General features: G+C 66.5%; 13 protein-coding genes and 3 pseudogenes. 8 read left to right on the forward strand and 8 right to left on the reverse strand.

All coding sequences use genetic code 11. From position 1 onward, the window contains the following. Window positions 1–89: 89 nt before the first annotated feature. Window positions 90–962, reverse strand: a pseudogene (locus AC5Y5V_RS13845) (PPE family protein); the annotation flags it as partial. A 163-nt stretch (window positions 963–1,125) separates the two neighbouring features. On the opposite strand from AC5Y5V_RS13845, the gene AC5Y5V_RS13850 reads away from it, so the two are divergent. Continuing rightward, a complete protein-coding gene (locus AC5Y5V_RS13850) occupies window positions 1,126–1,869 on the forward strand; it encodes a TetR/AcrR family transcriptional regulator (protein WP_499935820.1) in 744 nt (247 codons plus the stop codon). A 118-nt stretch (window positions 1,870–1,987) separates the two neighbouring features. Continuing rightward, window positions 1,988–3,550 (forward strand): flavin-containing monooxygenase, encoded by a 1,563-nt coding sequence (locus tag AC5Y5V_RS13855; protein WP_499935822.1) that lies wholly within the window; start codon window positions 1,988–1,990, stop codon window positions 3,548–3,550. Window positions 3,551–3,571: 21 nt separating this feature from the next. Here AC5Y5V_RS13855 and AC5Y5V_RS13860 read toward each other — a convergent pair. Both AC5Y5V_RS13860 and AC5Y5V_RS13865 read right to left on the reverse strand, forming a co-directional pair. Then, a pseudogene (locus AC5Y5V_RS13860) lies at window positions 3,572–4,051 on the reverse strand (NHL repeat-containing protein); the annotation flags it as partial. Window positions 4,052–4,204: 153 nt separating this feature from the next. Then, a pseudogene (locus AC5Y5V_RS13865) lies at window positions 4,205–4,684 on the reverse strand (hypothetical protein); the annotation flags it as partial. Here AC5Y5V_RS13865 and AC5Y5V_RS13870 point away from each other — a divergent pair. Further along, window positions 4,593–5,000 carry a GlcG/HbpS family heme-binding protein gene (locus AC5Y5V_RS13870; RefSeq protein ID WP_499935824.1) on the forward strand — a complete coding sequence of 136 codons (408 nt, stop codon included), beginning with the start codon at window positions 4,593–4,595 and terminating at the stop codon, window positions 4,998–5,000. The pseudogene AC5Y5V_RS13865 and the gene AC5Y5V_RS13870 sit on opposite strands and share 92 nt — an antisense overlap. A gap of 245 nt (window positions 5,001–5,245) precedes the next feature. Continuing rightward, the gene (gene nrdF / locus AC5Y5V_RS13875; RefSeq protein ID WP_499935826.1) at window positions 5,246–6,220 is read left to right on the forward strand and encodes a class 1b ribonucleoside-diphosphate reductase subunit beta; all 975 of its coding nucleotides are present in this window, start codon (window positions 5,246–5,248) and stop codon (window positions 6,218–6,220) included. A gap of 70 nt (window positions 6,221–6,290) precedes the next feature. On the opposite strand, the gene AC5Y5V_RS13880 is transcribed toward nrdF, so the two are convergent. Beyond that, the gene (locus tag AC5Y5V_RS13880; RefSeq protein ID WP_499935828.1) at window positions 6,291–6,575 is read right to left on the reverse strand and encodes a hypothetical protein; all 285 of its coding nucleotides are present in this window, start codon (window positions 6,573–6,575) and stop codon (window positions 6,291–6,293) included. 354 nt (window positions 6,576–6,929) lie between these two features. On the opposite strand from AC5Y5V_RS13880, the gene AC5Y5V_RS13885 reads away from it, so the two are divergent. Then, the gene (locus AC5Y5V_RS13885) at window positions 6,930–7,229 is read left to right on the forward strand and encodes a hypothetical protein (RefSeq protein WP_499935830.1); all 300 of its coding nucleotides are present in this window, start codon (window positions 6,930–6,932) and stop codon (window positions 7,227–7,229) included. Window positions 7,230–7,235: 6 nt separating this feature from the next. Here the strand turns inward: AC5Y5V_RS13885 and AC5Y5V_RS13890 are convergent, their stop codons facing one another. After that, window positions 7,236–7,859: a DUF732 domain-containing protein gene (locus tag AC5Y5V_RS13890; RefSeq protein WP_499935832.1), complete on the reverse strand. Its 624-nt coding sequence runs from the start codon at window positions 7,857–7,859 to the stop codon at window positions 7,236–7,238. Window positions 7,860–8,028: 169 nt separating this feature from the next. Between AC5Y5V_RS13890 and AC5Y5V_RS13895 the strand changes: the two genes are divergently transcribed. Then, entirely contained in the window at window positions 8,029–9,303 is a 1,275-nt protein-coding gene (locus tag AC5Y5V_RS13895) for a glycosyltransferase (RefSeq protein WP_499935835.1), read from the forward strand. Here the strand turns inward: AC5Y5V_RS13895 and AC5Y5V_RS13900 are convergent. Further along, a complete protein-coding gene (locus AC5Y5V_RS13900; RefSeq protein ID WP_499935837.1) occupies window positions 9,300–9,836 on the reverse strand; it encodes a restriction endonuclease in 537 nt (178 codons plus the stop codon). The genes AC5Y5V_RS13895 and AC5Y5V_RS13900 overlap by 4 nt on opposite strands. 116 nt (window positions 9,837–9,952) lie before the next feature. On the opposite strand from AC5Y5V_RS13900, the gene AC5Y5V_RS13905 reads away from it, so the two are divergent. Further along, complete coding sequence (locus tag AC5Y5V_RS13905; RefSeq protein ID WP_499935839.1) at window positions 9,953–10,369, forward strand: DUF3349 domain-containing protein; 417 nt, start codon at window positions 9,953–9,955, stop codon at window positions 10,367–10,369. Here the strand turns inward: AC5Y5V_RS13905 and AC5Y5V_RS13910 are convergent. Beyond that, window positions 10,358–11,398 carry an NAD(P)-dependent alcohol dehydrogenase gene (locus AC5Y5V_RS13910; protein ID WP_499935841.1) on the reverse strand — a complete coding sequence of 347 codons (1,041 nt, stop codon included), beginning with the start codon at window positions 11,396–11,398 and terminating at the stop codon, window positions 10,358–10,360. The two genes, AC5Y5V_RS13905 and AC5Y5V_RS13910, sit on opposite strands and share 12 nt — an antisense overlap. Window positions 11,399–11,516: 118 nt before the next feature. After that, window positions 11,517–12,503, reverse strand: a complete 987-nt coding sequence (locus AC5Y5V_RS13915; RefSeq protein ID WP_499935843.1) for an NAD-dependent epimerase/dehydratase family protein — start codon at window positions 12,501–12,503, stop codon at window positions 11,517–11,519. A gap of 202 nt (window positions 12,504–12,705) precedes the next feature. Between AC5Y5V_RS13915 and AC5Y5V_RS13920 the strand changes: the two genes are divergently transcribed. Continuing rightward, a complete protein-coding gene (locus AC5Y5V_RS13920) occupies window positions 12,706–13,749 on the forward strand; it encodes a serine/threonine-protein kinase (RefSeq protein WP_499935845.1) in 1,044 nt (347 codons plus the stop codon). Window positions 13,750–14,568 lie beyond the last annotated feature (819 nt).

Raw genomic sequence — 14,568 nt, forward strand, 5'->3', positions numbered from 1 at the left:
CTGCGGCTGGCCGCACATTCGCCACCCAACGTGCGGCTGGCCGCACGCTCGGCGCAGGGGAAGCCGAAGGATCAGCCCAGCAGCGACATGTTGAAGATGCCGACGATGCCCGTGCCGGAGTTGAACAGGCCGCGGTTGTTGGTCCCGGAGTTCCCGAAGCCGATGTTGCCGGTGCCCGAGTTGAAGAGCCCGATATTGCCGGTGCCGGTGTTCAGCTTGCCGATGCCGAACTGGCTGTTGCCCGACAGCCCGATGCCGATGTTCGAGTTGCCCGAGTTTCCGATGCCGAAGTTCGACGAACCCGTGTTCCCGAAGCCGAAGTTGGCGTTGCCGTTATTGCCGAAGCCGGTGTTGCCCAGGCCGGTATTGCCCAGTCCGAGGTTCCCGTTGTTGCCCGGCAGCGGGATCGCCAGGCCGGCCACCGCTTTGCTTGCCGCGCTGAGCGGCCCTCGCCACGGCGACAGCGCGGCGGCCGCCGTCGACGCCTCGGTGTGATAGCCGAACAGCGCGCCCACGTCCTGGGCCCACATCCGCTCGTAGTTGCACTCGGTCTCGGCGATCGCGGGGGCGTTCTGCCCGAACAGGTTCGACAGCACCAGCGACACCAGCCGGTTGCGGTTGCCGGCGACCGCGGCCGGGTGCACGGTGCCCATCAGCGCCGTCTCGAACGCGCCGGCCACCGCGCGGGCCTGACCGGCCGCTCCCCGGGCCTGCGTTGCGACGGCGCTCAGCCAGCCCGCATAGGGCGCGGCGGCGGCCGCCATCGCCGTCGAGGCCGGGCCCTGCCACGCGGCCGTCGTCAACCCCGAGGTCACCGAACCGAACGATGCCGCCGCCTCCGCCAGCTCCGAAGCCAGCCCCTCCCAGGCCGTCGCCGCCTCGAGCATCGGTCCCGATCCGGCGCCGGAGTACATCAGCAAAGAATTGATCTCCGGCGGCAACACCGAAAAATTGCCCAACATCGCAAACAGTCCTTCCTGATCCACCCCGGTTAGTGCGGGATATTAGGGCCATTGCGGCGCTGGCTCGGGCGGTTCGGGCAGAATACGCGGGTTCACAGACGCAAATCGCCCCAGAATGCCTGGTCGGCCTGCTCGGCGACGCCCGCGCGGTAAGGTGCTTGACGTGGTGAGAATTCCGCGACCTCCGCATCCCAGCGTGAAGCCTGGGCGCAAGGTCGACGCGCGCAGCGAACGCTGGCGCGAACACCGCAAGAAGGTGCGCGGCGAGATCGTCGAAGCGGCGTTCCGTGCGATCGAACGCCAGGGCCCCGAAGTGAGTGTGCGCGAGATCGCCGAAGAGGCCGGCACCGCCAAACCCAAGATCTACCGCCACTTCCACGACAAGTCCGACCTGTTCGAGGCGATCGGGGAGCGCCTGCGCGACATGCTGTGGGCGGCGATCTTCCCGAACATCGACCTGGCCCGCGACTCGGCCCGCGAGGTCATCCGGCGCAGCGTCGAGGAGTACACCAACCTGGTCGACAAGCACCCCAACGTGCTGCGGGTCTTCATTCAGGGCCGGTTCATGGCCCAGTCCGAGGCGGCGGTGCGCACCCTCAACGAGGGCCGCGAGATCACCCTGGCCATCGCCGAGCTGTTCAACAACGAGCTGCGCGAGATGGACCTCAGCCGCGAGGCGTTGGAGCTGGCCGCGTTTGCCGCGTTCGGGTCGGCGGCGTCGGCGACGGAGTGGTGGCTGGGCCCCGAACCGGAGAGTCCGCGGCGCATCCCGGCCGATCAGTTCGTCGCGCACCTGACGACGATCATGATGGGCGTCATCGTCGGCACGGCCGAGACGCTCGGCATCACGATGGACCCTGAACAGCCGATCCACAGCGTGGTACCGGCCAACCCCGTCGTGAGTTAGGGACTTTCGTCCCGTTGACATCGCTGCGGGTGTCGATGACACTCGTTCTATCCGATACCCTCGGTACTGGGTATTTGCCAGGCCAGGCGAACGCCGGCCTAGATAGGAAGATCGACCAATGACGGACACCGCGACCGCCGCGACTGGCACCGAGGCGACCATCAACCCGGCGCCCGAGCCGGTGCACACCCGCGCCCTGATCATCGGGACCGGATTCTCCGGTTTGGGTATGGCCATCGCGCTGCAGAGGCAGGGCGTGGACTTCGTCATTCTGGAGAAGGCCGACGACGTCGGCGGCACCTGGCGGGACAACAGCTACCCGGGCTGCGCGTGCGACATCCCGTCGCACCTGTACTCCTACTCGTTCGAGCCCAAGCCGGACTGGAAGAACCCGTTCTCCTACCAGCCGGAGATCTGGGACTACCTCAAGGGCATCACCGAGAAGTACGGGCTGCGCCGCCACATCGAGTTCAACTCGCTGGTCGACCGGGGACACTGGGACGACGACGAGTACCGCTGGCACGTGTTCACCACCGACGGTCGCGAGTACGTCGCCCAGTTCCTGGTCTCTGGTGCGGGCGCGCTGCATGTGCCGTCGTTCCCCGAGATCGAGGGCCGCGACGAATTTGCCGGTCCCGCTTTCCATTCCGCGGAGTGGGACCACAGCGTCGACGTGACGGGCAAGCGGGTGGCGATCATCGGGACCGGCGCCAGCGCCATCCAGATCGTGCCCGAGATCGTCGGGCAGGTCGCCGAGCTGCAGCTCTATCAGCGCACCCCGCCGTGGGTGGTGCCGCGTTCCAACCCGGACATCCCGGTGGCGCTGCGCCGGGCCATGGCCAACGTGCCCGGCTTGCGGTCGCTGACGCGGCTGGGCATCTACTGGGCCCAGGAGGCGCTGGCCATCGGCATGACCAAGCGGCCGAACGCGCTGAAATTCATCGAGGCGTACTGCAAATACAACATCCGGCGCTCGGTGAAGGACCGCGAGCTGCGCCGCAAGCTGACCCCGAAGTACCGCATCGGCTGCAAGCGGATCCTGAACTCGTCCACCTACTACCGCGCGGTGGCGGACCCCAAGACGCGGCTGATCACCGACGGCATCACCCGGATCACGCGCGACGGGATCGTCACGGCGGACGGAACCGAGCACAAGGTCGACGTGATCGTCTACGCCACCGGCTTCCATGTCACCGACTCCTACACCTACGTCCAGATCAAGGGCAGCCACGGCGAGGACCTGGTGGACCGCTGGAACCGGGAGGGCATCGGTGCGCACCGCGGGATCACCGTCGCCGGCATGCCGAACCTGTTCTTCCTGCTGGGACCCAACACCGGGTTGGGCCACAACTCCGTGGTGTTCATGATCGAATCGCAGATCCACTACGTCGCAGACGCGATCGCCAAGTGCGACAAGCTGGGCGCGCAGGCGCTGGCCCCGACGCGCGCGGCGCAGGACCGGTTCAACGACGAGCTGCAGGAGAAGCTGAGCCACTCGGTGTGGAACAGCGGCGGCTGCGCCAGCTGGTACCTCGACGAGCACGGCAAGAACACCGTGCTGTGGGGCGGTTACACCTGGCAGTACTGGCTTGCGACGCGCGATGTCAAGCCCGCGGAGTACCAGTTCTTCGGGGTGGGCAAGGGCGCCAAGCCCCGCCGACGCAGGCTGCTCGCCAGTTAGCGCTCGGCGTTAGCGCTGGGCCAATTTGACGACGCGGTGGTGGTCGACGACGTAGACGCTGCCGACCCGGTCCACCGTGATGCCCCGCAGATAGCTCAGGCCGGTGAACGGCAGCACGGTCTGGCTGCGAGCTCCGGGCGCCAGCTTGACCACGCGCTTGTTGCCGTTGTCGGTGACGTACACGGCCCCGCTGCCGTCGACCGCAACATCCCGAGGACTGCTCAGCCCGCTGAACGGCAGCAGCGTCTGCTTGCCGGTGCCGGCGGCGAGCTTGATGACGAGGTTGTTTCCGCTGTCGGTGATGTACACCGACCCGGCGCCGTCGACGGCGACCCCGTTGGGCTGGTTGAGGCCGGTGAATGGCACCACCGTCTGCTCGCCGGAGCCGGCGGGCAGCTCGAGCACCCGGGCGTTGCCGAAGTCGCTGACGTACACCGCGCCGGTGCCGTCGACCGCCACACCACCGGGGCTGTTGAAGCCGCTGAACGGCAGCTGCGTCTGCTCGCCGGAGCCGGCCAGCTTGATCACGAACCCGCGGCCCTCGCTGACGTAGACGGCTCCGCTGCCGTCGACCGCCACGCCGTTGGAGTACTCCAGGCCGGTGAACGGTACCTGCGTCTGCGTGCTGGACCCGGCGGCCATCTTGAGGACCCGGTTGTCGCCGCTGTCGGTGACGTAGACCGCGCCGGTGTGGTCGACGGCGACGTCCTGCGGTTCACGGAGGCCGGTGAAAGGCACGTCGCTCACCGGGCTCGGTGGGTGGTGACGGTTGATGACGACGACGGCAGCGACGGCAGCGACGGCAGCGACCACGATCGCGGCGACCGCGGCCAGTATCGCGGTGCGGCGGCGGGGGGCAGGGGCCGAGGGCTCGGGGTTCGCCAAAGCCCGTGCCAGTCCACGCAACTGCGGATGTTCCGGCAGCGGCGGTGTCTCGGTCATGGCCCAACTGTAGGGGCATGTTGCGCAAGGGCGGGCGGTTTGATCCGCGCGACACGGGTATGCGGACCCAGGTGGTCCTGCACCCGGAGAAGGGATAGCGATGACGAACGAGACGATAACCCTCGACGACGCCCGCCGGGTCATCGCCGGCGCCGAGAAGCGCGCCGCCGAGATCGGGCAGCCGCAGAACATCGCCGTGGTCGACGACGGCGGAAACCTGGTGGCCCATGCGCGCATGGACGGCGCGTGGATCGGCAGCATCGACATCAGCATCAACAAGGCCTGGACGGCCCGCGCGTTCGACATGGAGACCAAGGCGCTCAAGGACGACAGTCAGTCCGGGGGAGACCTTTTCGGCATCCACGCCAGCAACGGCGGGCGGGTGATGATCTTCGCCGGCGGAATCCCGCTGACCCGGGACGGCCGCGTCGTCGGTGCGGTGGGTGTGAGCGGCGGCGACGCCGACCAGGACCAGACCGTGGCCGAGGCCGGCGCCGCCGCGCTTTGAGCGCGCGAATGCGGTTCAGCCGGTGCGGCACGGGCGCATCGGCGGGCCGGGGGCATCGAAAGTGAATACACTGCGAAACAACCCGCGATTTTTCGCAGTGAGTCACGATCGGCAGCGGGCCCGCACGACACGCAAAACACAACGTCTTGTGTTGCCCCGGCTTGTCAGACCCCAGGGGTAGTGTTTGAAGTCCAAGCGCGACAACCAGTCCAGCAGCCAAATCGAGCAGGTGAAGTGGGGTTTCGGTGACCGAAAACATGAAGCTGATCGACCGTGTCTCGGCGATCAACTGGAACCGGCTGCAAGACGAGAAGGATGCCGAGGTCTGGGATCGGCTGACCGGAAACTTCTGGCTGCCCGAGAAGGTGCCGGTGTCCAACGACATCCCGTCGTGGGGCACGCTCAACGCCAGCGAGAAGCAGCTGACCATGCGCGTCTTCACGGGCCTGACGATGCTGGACACCATTCAGGGCACCGTGGGCGCGGTCAGCCTGATCCCCGACGCGCTCACCCCGCATGAGGAAGCCGTCTACACCAACATCGCGTTCATGGAGTCGGTGCACGCCAAGAGCTACAGCCAGATCTTCTCCACCCTGTGCTCGACCGCCGAGATCGACGACGCGTTCCGCTGGTCGGAGGAGAACCCCAACCTGCAGCGCAAGGCCGAGATCGTGCTCAAGTACTACCGCGGCGACGAGCCGCTGAAGCGCAAGGTCGCCTCCACGCTGCTGGAAAGCTTCCTCTTCTACTCCGGCTTCTACCTGCCCATGTACTGGTCTAGCCGGGCCAAGCTGACCAACACAGCCGACATGATCCGGCTGATCATCCGCGACGAGGCCGTGCACGGCTACTACATCGGCTACAAGTTCCAGCGCGGGCTGCAGCTGGTCGACGAGGCCAAGCGCGCCGAGCTCAAGGACTACACCTACGAGCTGCTGTTCGACCTGTACGACAACGAGGTCGAATACACGCAGGACCTCTACGACGAGGTCGGGCTGACCGAGGACGTCAAGAAGTTCCTGCGCTACAACGCGAACAAGGCGCTGATGAACCTTGGGTACGAGGCCCTGTTCCCGCGCGACGAGACCGACGTCAACCCCGCGATCCTGTCCGCGCTGTCACCCAACGCCGACGAGAACCACGACTTCTTCTCCGGGTCCGGGTCGAGCTACGTCATCGGCAAGGCCGTCGTCACCGAGGACGAGGACTGGGACTTCTAACGCCCTGGCAGGTTGCTGCGAACCACGTCGGCCACCTCGTGTTCGGTCAGCTCACCCATGGCTTTACGAATTAGGAGGCCCCGTGTGAGACAACGGCGCCGGCGACGATGAGCTGGCCCATGCAACACACGAGTGGCACGACGAAGGCCAGTCCTGGACGCTTCCGCCTGAGGAGGATCGTCAGGACGATGTCGAGGATGATCAGGACGCCACTACCAACCGCGCTGGTCAACACAGCTTCGTGCAGGTGCGCACCTCGATCGCAGTGCAAATTGTGGTATTTGCACTGATCGTGTGGATCGTCCAGGCTGACGAATACGACGGCCAGAGTCAGCAGCGCCGTTGCGGCCACCATGACGAAATGTAGAACGGCAAGCGCAATCGTTGCGGCGTTACCGCCCGTATGTCTGGCGGGTGGGGGCCACAAAGGCATCCCAGGCGGAGGCGGTTGCCAAGGGCCTGACGTTGGCGGCGTGGGGGGCCAGGGCCCGTGCGGCGGGGGTGGGTGAGACATGGCGCATCACCCTCCTTTGCCCGGTGGTGAACCTTGCCGCAGCCTATTAGGCAATCATGTCCTAGAGAAGCCCGTTGCCCTCGTCGAGTCGCACCCGGGCCCCCCTTGCCTGGCGGTTGGCTGGGATATCGCGAGGCGACTGCGCAGGTCAGAGTCGATCACTAGCCATCCTCACCGTGACGCGGCTAGCTGCCCGTGGACGAGATGAAGTTCGGTCGCTACCGGCTGATCGACCTGGTCGGCGAGGGCGGCCTGGGCAAGGTGTATCGGGCTCATGACGACAAGATGCGGCGCGATGTGGCCATCAAGCTGCTCCCGGCAGAGCTGGCCACCGAGCCGGGGTATCGAGAACGGTTTCAGCGCGAGGCATATACAGCCGCGCGGTTGACGGAGCCGCACATCATCCCGGTCTACGAGGCCGATGAAGCCGGCAACCAGTCCGCCCCCGCGGCGATCATCGCGCATCAGATCGCCGCCAAAGTGCCCACGGCGTAGGGACATTCACTGGTATTCGCGACAGTAGAACAACACTGATGCCTTGATGAAATCCCAGATCCCGATGTCGGTCATCGCCGGGTTCTGGGCCTTCGCCTCCGCGAAGATCTGCGACCGCGTCTTGCCCGCGGAGAGCTCCGCGCAGACGTAGTGCGCGCCCCGCACCGCCTGTTGCGGGTCGTAGACGACGATCTGCCGCGCCCGCAGCGTGGCCAGAAATAGGTCGTCCGTCGAGGGCGTCGGCACCGACGCCGACGACGGTTGAACCGTCACCGTGCGCGTGACCGGCGGCGCGGGTTCGGCAGTGACCGTCACCGTCGACGTCTGCACCGGCGGCGCAACGACGCTGGGGGAGGGCGCCGCCGCCGCGGGGACGGTGGCCGCTCGCGGCGGCTGCTCCGAGCGCGCCAACCACCCGCCGACGCCCACCGCGGCGAGCAGGATGAGTGCTCCCGCAACCAGTACCGCGGCCGCGGCGTACGCCGGCGCCCAGGACCGCTGCGGGCCTGCGGCCCAAGGTAATTCGTCCGACCAGGCTGCCGCGGCCGCCATCGTCGGCGCGCATCCCGTCGGCTCGTCGTCGCTCTCCATCGACCAGGCGGCGTGGGTGTCGGTGTGGGTGTCGTTCATGGTTCGCTCGCTTTGTTGTGTGCTTCTTCATGGCGAGTATCTGCCCGGGCACCGACATGTTTGGTGGGCGTGAGCGCACGCCAGTTTCGCCGATGAATATCGGCCAATCCCGGCTCGCAAGCGGGCGTAGTCGGTTAAGTTTGCCCGCGACGTGAGAAGGGACGCCGGCATGAGCACCGCACCCGACGCGCAGGAGCCCCCCCGCAGGCTGCGCGTCCTGTTCATCGCGGAAGCGGTGACGCTGGCCCACGTCGTGCGCCCGTTCGTGCTGGCCAAATCGCTGGACCCGAGCCGCTACGAGGTGCACTTTGCCTGCGACCCCCGGTTCAACAAGCTGCTCGGCCCCATCCCGTTCCAGCACCATCCGATCCACAGCATTCCCAGCGAGGAGTTCCTCGGCAGGATGTCCGGGCCGCGGCTTTTCTTCTTCTTCAGCAGACGCGCGTTGCGCCGATACATCGACGAGGACCGGCAGATGCTGGCCCAAGTCGCGCCCGACGTCGTCGTCGGCGACCTGCGCATCTCGCTGTCCGCCAGCGCCCGACTGGCCGGTGTTCCCTACGTGGCTGTCGCCAACGCCTACTGGAGCCCGTACGCGCGTCGCCGCTTTCCGCTGCCGGAAGTGCTGTGGAACAAGATCTTTGGCGTCCGCTTCGTGCGTTTCATGTTCCGCTTCGAGCGCCCGTTGCTGTTCGCGATGCAGTGCCTCCCGCTGAACTGGCTGCGCTGGCGGCGCGGATTGCCCATTCTGGGCTGGGACCTCTGCCGCATCTTCACCGACGGCGACTACACGTTGTATGCCGACGTGCCGGAGTTGATGCCGACGTACGACCGACCGGCCAACCATCAGTATCTCGGCCCGGTGCTGTGGTCGCCGGCGGTGGAGTTGCCCGACTGGTGGGACTCGTTGCCGACTGACCGGCCGATCGTCTACGCGACCCTGGGCACCTCCGGCGGGCGCAACCTGTTGCAGCTGGTGCTCGACGCGCTGGCCGACCAGCCGGTGACCGTGATCGCGGCCACCGCGGACCGCAGCGACCTGACGAACATTCCCGCCAACGCCTTTGTCGCCGACTACCTGCCGGGCGAGGCCGCCGCGGCCCGCTCCGCCGTCGTCGTCTGCAACGGCGGCAGCCTGTCGACGCAACAGGCGTTCGTCGCCGGAGTGCCGGTGGTCGGCGTCGCCTCGAACCTGGATCAGCACCTGAACATGGAGGCCATCGAGCGGGCCGGCGCCGGCATCCTGCTGCGCACGGACTGGCTCAACAACCGCCGGGTGACGGACGCCGTCATGCGGGCGATCAACCAGCCCGACTACCGTCGGGCCGCGCAGCGACTCGCCGAAGCCTACGCACGCGACTTCGCGGGACTTGCCCAGCACCTGGAGAGTGGGCTGGGCCTCGTCGCCGGAAGCGCGCCGTCGCCGACAGGCCTGATCGCCTAAGGCGGACGCTGCGGCGGCTGCACCCAGTTCTCCAAGACTTTGCGACCGATCAATTGGCAACGGTGTGTGCCCGCCAATTGCTTTGCGGCGGAAGTGAATTCCTGGTTGCTGAACACGACGCTTCTGGTGCAGCCGTGGTGCCGAGCGCCGGCGACCACCTGCTGGACGGCCGCGACGCCGACGGGTTTGCCGTAGCGCTTGCACTGGATCGCCACACACTGGCCGTCCTTTTCGGCGATCAGGTCGACGCCGTAATCACCCACTGGCGGAGTGAACTTGACCTGCCAGCCCGCCCGTCCGAGGCGGCCCGCGACGTAGCCCTCAAACTCGACACCGTCCATGGCGTCGATCGCCATCATGCTGTCGTCGAACCGTCCGCCGCGCGGCCACCGCCGCCTGGTCGCCCATCCCACGAGGACCTCGAACAGCAAGAGCAGGTAGAACGCCATGAAGCCGGCCCCGACGCTGTGCCTGACGATGCCGACGACCACCGCACAGACGAGCGGCAGGACGATGAGCGCGACCAGGAGCACGAGCCGATGATAGGGACGAGGTCTGACAAGTCGAGGCGTTGAACTCCACATGAATAGTGGGGTCGGTGTGACGCCGCGGATAGCGCGGGTGATCGCCGAGCCACGACACTGTGGGGGTGACGAAAGACCGTTCTGATTGCAATCACCCGCACTTCCTGCGGTCGGTGATCCGCTGGTTGCAGGCCGGCTACCCCGAGGGTGTGCCCGGGCCCGATCGGGTGCCCCTGCTGGCGCTGCTCCGCAGCACGCCGCTGAGCAGCGATCAGCTCAAGGAAGTGGTCAAGAACCTCACCGCCAGCGACTCGCCCGCGGTTACCGACGGCGTGATCGACGGCAACGAGATCGCCGAGTCCATCGCCGAGCTGACCCACCGCGACCCCGGCCCGGAGAACGTGCGACGGGTCGCCGCCACGCTGGCCGCCGCCGGGTGGCCGTTGGCCGGTATCGACGTGAGCGAGGTGATTCCCGGTGACGAAGACGGCGAGGCCGCCGAAGAAGTCGCCTGGCAGTCGCGGGTTACCTCACAGGCTTGAGATGTCGATCACGAACCGGTAGCGCACGTCGCTGGCCAGCACCCGCTCGTAGGCCTCGTTGACGTAGTCGGCTTCGATGACCTCGATTTCGGGTGTGACGTCATGTTCGGCGCAGAAATCCAGCATCTCCTGGGTTTCGGGAATGCCGCCGATGTTGGATCCGGACAGGCTGCGCCGCGCGAGCGCCAGCCCGAACGCCGGCACCTCCATCGGGTGCTCAGGAATGCCCAGTTCGACCATGGTGCCGTCGACGTCGAGCAGGTTCAGGTACTGGCCCAGATCCAGGTTGGCCGAGACGGTGTTCAGGATGAGGTCGTAGCTGCTGCGCAGCTTCTTGAAGGTGCTCGGGTCGGAGGTCGCGTAGTAGTTGCTCGCGCCCAGGCGAAGCCCGTCTTCCATCTTCTTCAGCGACTGCGACAGCACGCTGACCTCGGCGCCCATCGCCGCGCCCAGCTTGACGCCCATGTGGCCCAGGCCGCCGAGGCCGATGATGCCCAGCCGCGTGCCCTCGCCGGCCTTCCAGTGCCGCAGCGGAGAGAACAGTGTGATGCCCGCGCACAGTAGGGGAGCGGCCTTGTCCAGCGGCAGCGCGTCGGGGATGTGCAGGACGAAGTGCTCGTTCACGACGACCGCCTGGCTGTACCCGCCCTGGGTCGGGGTGCCGTCCTTGTCGATGGAGTTGTAGGTGAACGTCGCGCCGTTCTTGCAGTACTGCTGCAGCCCGGCCGCACAGCTGGTGCAGTGGCCGCACGAGTTGACCATGCAGCCGACGCCGACGTGGTCGCCCACCTTGTGCTTGGTGACCTCGGAGCCGACGGCGCTCACCACGCCGGCGATCTCGTGGCCCGGTACGACGGGGTAGTTGGGGACACCCCACTCGGCCTTGACGGTGTGGATGTCGGAGTGGCAGATGCCGGCGAACTTGATGTCGATCGCGACGTCGTGCGGGCCGGGGTCGCGGCGCTCGATGGTGGTCTTGGTCAGGGGCGCGGTCGCCGAGGTGGCGGCATAGGCATTAACAGTGCTCATCTTGTGATTCCTCTTCGATCTCGACAGTCTTCGAAAAGTTTAGTTAGGTTAAAGTTATTTTTCCAGCCGGGCGCGTCGGAAGTGACGTAACCATCAGCTTATGGCGAACGGAGCCCGGTCATTTCAGACTGTCGGCCAGTGCCGAAAGAGTTTGCGCCGCAGAATATTTAGGCTCCCACCCGAGCTGGCTCCTGGCCTTGGTGGTGTCCATCACCACCGCGGCCCGCGCAGCGTGCAGCCACTCCAGCGCCGACGGGACGAAGGGCAGCCGGGAGATCACCTCCGAAGTGACCACCGCCGCGGCGCGCGGCACCTTCACCGGCCTGCCTCCCAGTGCTGCGGCCAGCTCAGAGATCGACAGCACGCCGTCGCCGGCGATGTTGTATGTGCCCGCCGGCGCCGACGTGGTGGCCGCCAACGCGATCGCGGCCGCGACGTCGTCGTGGTGGATCAGTTGTAATGGTGTCCCCGGGTCCGGGAACGGCGGTTTGACGATTTGCGCGATTCGGCGGACCGGCGGGGGAAGCTGATTCCACGGCATCGCGTCGGCCAGGGCCGGGGCTTTGGGTCCGGCGACAATGCAGGGGCGCAGCACGAAGACCTCGAGCGAGGAGCCCGCGGTGATCTCGGCCAGCGCCGCCTCACACGCGGCCTTCTGCTCGGAGTAATAGTGCTCGGGGGACCCGCGCGCCGGAACATCCTCGGTGATCGGACTCGGATTGTCCGAGTGATAGCCGTAGGCGGCAACCGACGATGTGTACACCAGCCGTCGCGGACGGCCGGCGGCCAGGGTCGCGTCGACGCACGCCTGGAAGACATTGCGGGTGCCCTCCAGATTGACCCGTGCGCTTTCCTCTCGCGAGCCCATGATGATGAAGGCCAGGTGCACGACCACGTCGGCATCGCCGACCAGCGCGTCGACGGCCTCGCGATCAAGGATGTCGCCCTGCCGGTAAACCGTCTTTGACCAGCCCTGTTCCGCCGGATCAAACGGTCGTCGCGCCATGCCGACGATGTGCGTCACGTCGGGATGAGCCTCGAGTGCCTCGATTGCCGAAATGCCAATCTCACCTGTGGGCCCGGTGACGGCGATGCGCAACGACATGAATCGTGCAGTTCCCGGCCTGTGGCGCGCGAAACACCTGGGTCGGTGCGTTCACGCGGAGCTCGCCCGCTTGGCCCGGAACAACTCTCGCGCCCGGGGGGCGTGCACCGGCTGATGACGAGTCTTGACGACTATCCATGTCCGGCCGCGCGAGCCCGTAACCTATGGAACACGTATGCGGCCGGTGTGGGGAGTTGATGCAGTGGAAGCGGAGTTCGGTCCCTACCGGCTGCTGGAATCCCTAGGGCAGGGCGGGATGGGTCAGGTGTTCCGGGCCTACGACACCGTCCACGATCGGGAAGTGGCGCTCAAGGTGCTGGCGCCCCACGTCGCGCAGGACCCGTCGTTCGAGCAGCGATTCCGGCGTGAGGCGCATATTGCGGCGCGCATGAGCGAGCCGCACGTCGTGCCGATCCACAGCTACGGCGAGATCGACGGCAAGTTGTACGTGGACATGCGGCTGATCGCCGGACGTGACTTGGCATCGGTGCTGGCGGAGTCGGGACCGATGGCGCCCGCCCGGGCCGTCGGGATTATCGAGCAGGTCGCCGACGCGCTGGACGCGGCGCACGCCATAAACCTGGTGCACCGCGACATCAAGCCGTCGAACATCCTGCTGGGACGACGGGATTTCGTGTACCTCATCGACTTCGGGATCGCGCAGGACGTCAATGCCACTCGGATCACCCGCACGGGGATGGCGATCGGGACGTTCGCCTACATGGCGCCGGAGCGGATCGACACCGGGCAGGGCGGGCCGTCGTCGGACATCTATTCGCTGGCCTGTGTGCTGTATGAATGCCTGACCGGCGCGTTGCCCTTCCCCGGCGACAGCCTGCAGCAGCAGATCGTCGGGCACTTATCCAAGCCGCCGCCGCGTCCGTCGCTGGCCGTGGCGGGTGTGCCGTTGACTTTCGACGCTGTTATCGGCAAAGGGCTGGCCAAGGGGCCGCGCGAGCGGTACCCCACGGTGCTGGCCTTGGCGGAAGGGGCGCGGGCGGCCCTGGATCATCAACCCCGTCCGACCGTGCAACGGCTGGGGCCGACGCAGGTCGCGCCGACGCAGGTGGCGGCGACGCAGCAGGCCGTGCCGGCATTCGTCGGGCAGGCGCCTGCGAATCCGGCCGCAATGCAGTTCCGCGACCAGCAATTACCGCGGCCGACGAATTTTATTGCGCCAGGAATTCTTGTCATCATTTTTGTGGTGCTCAGCATACTTTACGCAATGTCTTTTGGGGTGGTGTAATTGTTGATCCCGATTTTCCCTGCGCTGTCGTGGGTCATCTTCGCGACCGCGTTCGGCATTCTCGCCAAGCGCTGCTGGGGCAGTGTGCGGCCGGTGGCGATCACAGCTTTGCTGGCGTGCGTAGCCACACTGCTAGGTGGAGCAGCGGTATTGCTGGCTCCGAGCCTCATGGTGGCGCGGGTGGTGCTGGCCCCCACGTTTCTGGCGCTCATCGCGTTCGGAATTGCCGCACGCCGGCCGTTCGGATGGTGGTGGTCAGTTCCGGCAGTTGCTGCGGGATTACTCTTTTCTTTAGGAGTTCTTCTGCCATTTGGGGCATTTTCTTATGCATACGCAATGCGGTACCACACCTATTCGAGATTCCACCTTCTCGGATGCCTTTGGCTGATCCCACTCTTAATCCTCGGGATTGCCATGTGCCGGACGCGAATGGACGCCGGCATTCGCGTGTCCCCGCGACGTTGAGCAAGGCTTTCGCGATTGCACTAGCGCCGGTGCTACCGGCCCGTTGATTCTGCGCTGAGCGCGCATGCTTCTCGAGCTTTTGCGCAGTGGACGCAGAGTCGGCGATGCGGCAGCGCGGCCAGGCCGCGCGAGCTCGTTGATTCTGCGTTGAGCGCGCATGCTTCTCGAGCTTTTGCGCAGTGGACGCAGAGTCAGCGATGCGGCAGCGCGGCCAGGCACCGCGAGCTCGTTGATTCTGCGCTGAGCGCGCATGCTTCTCGAACTTTTGCGCAGTGGACGCAGAGTCGGCGATGCGGCAGCGCGGCCAGGCCGCGCGAGCCCGTTGATTCTGCGCTGACCGCGCATGCTTCTCGA

Source organism: Mycobacterium sp. NGS68 (genome assembly GCF_059812195.1).